The organism is Variovorax sp. P1_H12_2, assembly GCF_056405335.1.
Window position 1 is genome coordinate 1 of the sequence record NZ_JBFUCI010000738.1, and the last position, 1346, is coordinate 1346.

Genomic DNA, 1346 nt, shown 5'->3' on the forward strand with positions numbered 1-1346 from the left:
ATTGCGCGATGGCGCCTGCCGGGCAGCCCGCGGCCTCGCCCATGAGCGCAAACGTGCGACGCAAGCCATGGATCGTGACGTGCGGGAGCCCGCCACGAGTGAGCACCTCGGCGTGGGCGCTGCGCGGATCGGCGATACGACCCGACTTCGCAACTGGCGCCGCGAAGACATGCGGGTTGTCCGCGACGCGAGGCAGGTTGTGGAGCAGCTGGTGAAGGTACGGCGCGAGAGGCAGCGTCCGTGTGTCGCCAACCTTGTCCGCAATTGTGAGCCGCCCCCAGCGGAAGTCGATGTCGGCCCACTTGAGCGCTGCCAGCTCTTCGCGCCGAGCGCCGGTCAGCAGAAGTCCTTGCAGGTAAGTGCCAGCGGTCGTGTTCCGCAACTGGCCCACGCCCGCAAACCAAGTCTCCAACTGCGCCTCCTCGATTGCGTCAGTGCGCCGGCTCCCAGCGCCTGAGTGAAGCGCGTCTTGTACTTTCGCATCTCGAGCCGCTAGCGGATCGACGATCCCGTCGTACTCGTCCTGAGTACTGCACCAGCGCAGGAAACCCGAGAACATTTGGACGGCGCGCGCCGCCTGCACCGGGCCGCGTTCCGCTTGACGCTGGTGCCACGCGCGCAAGCTCTTCGGATTGATGTCTTTCAGACCGGTCGAGAGCAGCGCCGCGATCGGGCCAGGCAACGTCACGCCCTTGCCCCGCTTCTTTGGCTCGCCACCAATCGACGCCATTTTGTGCAAGTCGACCAGGTAGCGAGGCTTCCATGCTGCCTTTTTCTTGGGCTTCCCGCGGGCCAAATATGTGAGCCACGCTTCGCCGACCGTCACCGCCTGTTGCCGCTCGGCGTCACGCTTCGCCACGTCGGCCGCGACGACCTCGGCCTTTACCTCGCGCGGGTCGCGACCTTCATCAATTTGACGCTGCAGTTCCCTCGACTTGGCTTGCGCGTCCGGGATGCGCCACGCCTGGGCGTCGCCGATCGTGATGCGCAGGCTCTTGCCCTGATAAACGCTCTGGAAGATGAAGGCCGGCGTCCCTCGTGGCGTGGCGCGAAGGCCGAGCCCAGGCGCTTTGCTATCCCATAGGAACGCCTGCGCCTTGTCAGGCGGGCACGAGAAGCCGGCGACGCGCGGCGCTGTGAGTGCAATTTTTGCCATGGAGGGATTCTCTTACATCGGCCCCGGAAGTAACGGAGGATGTAAGAGAATTTTTGATATTCAGATCAACAACGAGGAATCCATGGCGCTAACTCCAAGGCCTTTCCCTCTGTAAATTCACTCGAACATCAACAAAGATCAACAAACATCCATCCACTTATCTGCTCATTCGTAATGAGAAGGTCGGGTG

At 62.8% G+C, this 1346-nt stretch carries 1 protein-coding gene; it reads right to left on the reverse strand.

Features of this window, described 5'->3' with window-relative positions:
• The coding region (locus AC1D2K_RS34720; protein WP_478094980.1) for a tyrosine-type recombinase/integrase at positions 1 to 1156 on the reverse strand (1156 nt) is incomplete at its 3' end.
• Positions 1157 to 1346 lie beyond the last annotated feature (190 nt).